At 42.8% G+C, this 5984-nt stretch carries 6 protein-coding genes; 4 read left to right on the forward strand and 2 right to left on the reverse strand.

Features of this window, described 5'->3' with window-relative positions; translation table 11 throughout:
- Positions 1-694: 694 nt before the first annotated feature.
- Both GTH32_RS18700 and GTH32_RS18705 read left to right on the forward strand, forming a co-directional pair.
- A complete protein-coding gene (locus GTH32_RS18700; protein ID WP_163088648.1) occupies positions 695-1024 on the forward strand; it encodes a hypothetical protein in 330 nt (109 codons plus the stop codon).
- A 74-nt stretch (positions 1025-1098) separates the two neighbouring features.
- Positions 1099-2580 carry a peptidoglycan-binding domain-containing protein gene (locus tag GTH32_RS18705; protein ID WP_163088650.1) on the forward strand — a complete coding sequence of 494 codons (1482 nt, stop codon included), beginning with the start codon at positions 1099-1101 and terminating at the stop codon, positions 2578-2580.
- A 92-nt stretch (positions 2581-2672) separates the two neighbouring features.
- On the opposite strand, the gene GTH32_RS18710 is transcribed toward GTH32_RS18705, so the two are convergent.
- A complete protein-coding gene (locus tag GTH32_RS18710; protein WP_163088652.1) occupies positions 2673-3164 on the reverse strand; it encodes a retropepsin-like aspartic protease in 492 nt (163 codons plus the stop codon).
- A 256-nt stretch (positions 3165-3420) separates the two neighbouring features.
- Between GTH32_RS18710 and GTH32_RS18715 the strand changes: the two genes are divergently transcribed.
- A complete protein-coding gene (locus GTH32_RS18715; protein ID WP_163088654.1) occupies positions 3421-3762 on the forward strand; it encodes a hypothetical protein in 342 nt (113 codons plus the stop codon).
- Between the two features lie 100 nt (positions 3763-3862).
- Here GTH32_RS18715 and GTH32_RS18720 read toward each other — a convergent pair whose 3' ends face one another.
- Complete coding sequence (locus tag GTH32_RS18720; protein WP_163088656.1) at positions 3863-4555, reverse strand: pirin family protein; 693 nt, start codon at positions 4553-4555, stop codon at positions 3863-3865.
- Positions 4556-4977: 422 nt separating this feature from the next.
- Between GTH32_RS18720 and GTH32_RS18725 the strand changes: the two genes are divergently transcribed.
- Positions 4978-5571, forward strand: a complete 594-nt coding sequence (locus GTH32_RS18725) for an FMN-dependent NADH-azoreductase (protein WP_163088658.1) — start codon at positions 4978-4980, stop codon at positions 5569-5571.
- Positions 5572-5984 lie beyond the last annotated feature (413 nt).

The following is a 5984-nucleotide window of genomic DNA, read 5'->3' on the forward strand; positions in this document are numbered from 1 at the left end:
TGAACTGTTGCCGTGGAACATCGATTTGACTCACACGCAAACGACCGACGCACTCTAAAAATAGGTGTCCACTTAAAAATGAGTGGGCACTAAAAATAAGCTCAACGTGTTATGGCCGTACGCTTACCATATGCCTGTCTTGATTAGTTTTGTTTTTTGAACATAAACTGGTGTACCGCTCGTCCCCAAGCGAAAAATTTCGCTGTCGACTGGATGTTTCTCGATACTTTCATATACTGATAAAAATAGAAATGAACGTTTTTGTCGCCTCCGCTTAGTGCAGAACGCCTGCAATAAGCCTTGTAAGTAGGAGGTGCTACAAACGGTGCAATGTTCTTCTTGGGCCCCTCCTCTTTGCTTAAGCCCGTATTTGCATGGATTCTTTTCGTCTCTTTTTGTATTAGCAATAACGTCTAAATATGATGGGAACACTTTGTGAGCCGAGCACGGGATTTACTAAAAAACGCATATTCGAAACAGTTTCAGACGGTAACTACCTACAGGGGGCTCCTTAGCGCTGAAGAAATCTGCGCGCTTAAAAACACATCATCAACGAATCTAGTCAGGGCGGCGGTACAGTCCGGTCGCCTAACTTTTATAAGTACGTATTCCTTACATTGGAATCATTGGGTAATAACTTTAAAGCAAAAGCTATCCCCTCTTTTAACGTGTATTTTTAAATGGAACCACTGTCATGACCTTAAAATCATCCCTGGAGAAACTAAACGAACAGATTAAGGACTTATCTTCCCTTCATGTTCAAACCTTTACCGGAAAAGTCACGTTTACTGGCACTGGTAATTTTACTGATATAGAAACGGCCGTGCAGCAAGCTGTTTCATCCCAAACCGTAAAGCTTGTAGCCGAATCGTTATACAAATTTGATGGTGACTCGTATAACTTTCTTACCAACGACGAGGGAGGCATACCAGCGTCAGCTATGGAGTTGCATAAGTCGGCTATCGAGGGGGGGATAAAAACACGACAGGCATTGGCCGAACTGGTGAAAGGTGCATTTGATTAGTGTGCTCATTACCTCTATTACAAAAACCGTTCCCACTTGCTAATCAAACATTGGTTAACAAGTGCGATCGTGCAATGCAATTAGTACTGGCGGCGCAACGACAAAGCATTATAGATGCGCCAGCCGTAGCGCTTACAGACTTTATAGAAGAACCAGGCAGTAGCCAAAAATTGAACCTATTAAACCCCGTTCGATTTCATGTTATTGCCAAACAGTTGTGGCTACTCGGCTATTTAAAAGACAAGCCGCGAAAAAATATTTCTCCGAAGATTCAAGAATCACAAACCTTTCAACAAAATGTGCGTCGCTTTCAACGGGATGCGGGCCTTAAAGAAGACGGCTGGCTGGGGGAGCAAGCTTGGAAAACATTGCAGGAACTGGTAAGTTTTGAAACTCCTATATCTCCTGCTAAATGGCAACGATCTAACGGCGCCTTTTTAACAGCATTTAACCGTGCCGTTCAATTAAGAATGTGGGCCTACGGATTAGCTGAACATAAACCAGCCTATACCTTTACAGGGCTAAGTAAGAAACAGGTAGCATCGGCAAAACGTGCGCTTAGCTACTTAACCCACGACGCTAATACGGCCGATAATTGGCTTACGGTGCTGCTAGACTCAGACGGTATGCTTGAGCACGCTATTGCGGCGATGCGTGCCCCCAGAAAAGAAACAAGAGAGCAAGCAGAAATACTTCGGCGTGTTCTTATATCTATAGCACGGGTGGAGTTATGGTTACTAGGGTTTGCGATAGAAATCAACAACGCCGACAATTATCGCGTGGAAGGCTTCAGTATTAATCGTACAAGAAAATATCGAGCAGGACGAAAAATTCAGTCGCCCGTACGTAGCGTTCAACTAAATAATACGCTTACCAAGTTTTGGCATACTTTAGTGGGGTTACCTACGAAGCAGGCAAAGAATCAAGCACTGCAACTGTCTATAGAATTCTATACCACAGTTAAATCGCCAAATCTTGTCTCGAACACAAACACACAGGTTAAGGAAGCAGATTTTAGCAAGCAAGCAGTGGAAAAGTTACATTCTACCGAGGCGATTAATAGCGCGTATGCTCGAGTTAAACGCTTAGGCATGAAACTGTGGGATGGCGTGAAACGCCTTTGGCGCTGGTTCGTTAATGGGGTAAAAAAAATAGTGCAAGTAGCAGATAATCTGGCACGTGGCTTTTTTCGCTTTGCCGCAAAAAGCTATGATATTGTGCGTAAAGCCTTACTTGCACTTAGTGCCTCGCTAAAGCAATACGCACAAGGCCATATAAAAAGTGGCGGTAAAAGCGTAGTAATGGTGAAAAAAGATTTCGATTTTGTCTTAGCCTCACACCCTCAAGACCCACCCGCTATAGCGGTGAAAGCAATAAACACTTTCAGCATCCAGTTCCTTTTTTCAAGTAAAATAGTTGCGTTGTTTATCGATGCGCTAACAAGTGCAATTGCTGGCGTGGTGGGATGGGCAAGATTTTTATTAAGCTTAGTTAAAAGCTATCGTGAACTAGTTCCATTGTACCGCGCTTTACAAACAACCTATCTTTCAAAATAACAGGCCCGTTAGCCTTTGCGATAATACTTGATGCCTATTACCGCCCTCTTTTTTCCAGTATGCAGCAGTGCCCTACTAACAATGGTTTACTATTAGTGCTCGACAGCGGCAATGTGAAGCTGGGAACTACCACATTGACTAAGCCCTAGCTGAGCGGGCTGCGAAAAAATAGCAAATGGTGCTGTTGTAGTTAGTAAGCTCATCCCTAAAATATTATTGCTGTTCTTCATCACCGCAACCTCCACGTTTCGAAACGCACAGTCTTCACCAAGAGACAGCGTCTCAATTTGATAGCGCTGCACCATGCGAATTCGTCCGTTAGCTAAACGTGCGCCCATTTGGGATGTCTTTACAATTGTGCCTCCCGCGGCTTTAAGTTCGTCGAGGGTTTTCTGGTTTAATACAACCACTGAGGAACCAGTATCTATCATAAAGGAGGCCGCTACCTTGTTCGCAAGTAGCGCCCCTACATATAGCGTATTTCCGTTACTCTTAGTTAAGTTTAAGCGAATAGGAAAGTCATCTGCCCGCGTTTGAAAACTCAATAAAAAGACAAGAGCAATGAAGAACCCGAGAATACGCATAGGGAATACCTTCGTAAAGAATAATACTTAAGTAAAGCAAGTGTTTGGCCATAAATAACCCCATGTTCTACCGTGTTTTTTTCTTATAGCCCCAACCCGCAACGCGCCTTATTGGTGCATGACGCACCAAGCGCTAGCACCAAAACAGTAAATCAACCGCCCTACTGATAGAGATTGGCTATCACGAGAAAGGCTAAAATCCGCGACTATTTTTTAGTAGATTATGCGCCTAATATAGGAAATTAAAGAGGTTGCTATGAAACATTTAGCGTTATTGGGGTTAGCAGTAGCGGGATTTAGCTGTAGTGCATTAGCGATGGCGCAAAGCACTAAAACCGTGCAAATAGTAGATACGCAAGGTAAGCCTCCTTTTAAACGTAAGATGGTAGAGATACCCGTTCAAGATGTGGCACAGTTCGAGGAGTTGGGTGAAGTAGAAACAGTACGCAAGCGTGTAGTTACTAGCTTTAATGGAAAGCCACCATACACCCGCCGTGTGGTAGAAGTTCCAGTGGTTGACATAGCGCAGTTTGAAGAAGTAAGCCAAGCTGCCCAGAAACAGGTTAAGTCGGGTAAGCGTCCTCCCTTTAAACGTTAAGTATTGTATTTTGTATTAAACCCATTAAAGAGACTGCCTACAAGACCGGTGCTATACCGGTCTTTTTTATCGATAGCCTAGCGAATGCACTAAGAAAAATTTAGCTTGTGGGTAAGCTAAACCAAAGTGCTTCGAGAGGCTTCGTTGCCTTAATCTCATACGCGTGGCCATTACTTACGGCAAAGGCATCACCTGCATAAAAATCGCTCCCCTCCAACTTAAGAGCCCCCTTTATAATATGCAAATATCCCATGCCTTGGTGAGTATGCAAAACAAACGAACCACCTTGCGCTAATACTAACCGGTAAATGCTGGCATTCTGCTGAATTGACAAAGACCCTTCTTTACCATTTGGTGTAACCAGAGACGTTAGAGCCCCCTTTTGTTTCACTGTTTTCTGTTCATAGCTAGGCAAAGTGCCCTTAACATTTGGTTCAATCCAAATTTGTAGCAGCTTTACCGTGTCTGTATCAGACGCATTAAACTCAGAATGCATGATCCCTTGTCCAGCACTCATCCTTTGAACGTCGCCAGCAGGAACAACATAGCTATTCCCCATACTATCTTCGTGCTTCAATGCGCCGTTCGTCACGTAAGTAATAATTTCCATATCGCGATGGGCATGCATTCCAAAACCTTTAGCCGGGGAAATGATATCGTCGTTGATCACCCGTAAAACAGACACGCCCATATGGTTGGGATCGTAATAGCTACCAAAAGAAAAGCTGTGTCTACTTTGCAACCATCCAAGATTTACCGTGCCACGCTGCTCTGACTTTCTAATATAGTTCATTCTCTTCCCGTTTAAGTGGAATTATAGAGTACATATTAAACCTGTTTGGAAACTGTCTATATTGATAAAAAATGGCCAATACATCCCAAATTTTAGAATGATATAAACAGAGTAAGGTCATACTCATCACATAATCACTCTAAATCTCTTTATCCTATGGGGCATGAATACGTAGTTCACCTGCGCTTTATTATTCATAACTTAGCGCGCGGAGAAACACTGTATAGAAAAACCACATCCAGTAGAGGGAAGTACTATCGTAATAACTATATGAGAGAGCGGAAATTTATTACGTTCGTTTAAATAGAATGGTGTGTGCGTATTTACGAAATACTATTTTATCATCGTTTGTAAAATAATAGCTATTACAACAATCGACGCATCGATTTATAAGATAAAGGTTTCAACAAAAGGAGACAGCAATGCACAATATCTTGTTTATAAAATCATCTCTTAGTGGCGAACAAGGTCAGTCAACGATACTGAGCCAGTCGCTAGTGGAGCAGTTCAAGTCAAACGCGAGTGTAAATGTTGTAGAGCGAGATTTAGCCAAAGAGCCATTGCCACACCTAACGCAAGCCGAACTTGGTGCGTGGTCCACCGAGCCTGAACAACGTACTGACGAGCAAAACGCATTAGCCTCCACTTCAGATATTTTGATTGAGGAGCTTAAAAACAGCGACACTATTGTTATTGCTATGCCCATGTATAACTTTGGCGTCCCCTCTACGTTCAAAGCCTGGGTTGATCGCATAGCTCGTGCTGGCGTCACCTTTCGCTATACTGAAAATGGCCCAGTAGGCTTACTAGAAAATAAGAAGCTTTTTGTAGTTGCCACGCGAGGCGGACTTTACGAGGGCACCGCGAAAGACTCTCAAACTCAATATTTAAATGACGTATTTGCTTTAATAGGTATTAAAGACATTAACTTTGTTTATGCTGAAGGTTTAAATATGGCCGGCAGTGACATTCGCCTAGCATCGGCAAAGCAAGCACTAGAAACGGTTTCTCTGTAACTGCGCCCCCTAAATGACACGCCTAAAGACACCTAAATGAGACAGGCATATTTAAACACAAGATACTAAACGCCCCTTAAATGAGACAGGGATATTTAAAAACAAGATACTAAACAAGACACGCATAGCTATGTATTGAGTTACACATGATATGCCTGTCTCATTAGCTATAATTGTCTATGGTTTATTGAGCAAATAGATTTATCTTATGATTTGGTTGATTTAGATAGGTAGTACAGGCTGGAGTGGGTATACGCCTTATTTTCGCTTAAGGGGATTTGTTCAATAGCGTGAAGTGGTGGTAAAAGGGGTGGTAAATTTAGCGAATTGGTTATTTAGATGCACCGCTACCCCAGTAATCGCCTGGCGTTTTGTCGTCCCTGTACCCGTTGTTGATGTTGATTGTGGGCATA

Origin of the sequence: Alteromonas profundi, assembly GCF_010500865.1 — a bacterium.
Taxonomy (GTDB): Bacteria; Pseudomonadota; Gammaproteobacteria; order Enterobacterales; family Alteromonadaceae; genus Alteromonas; species Alteromonas profundi.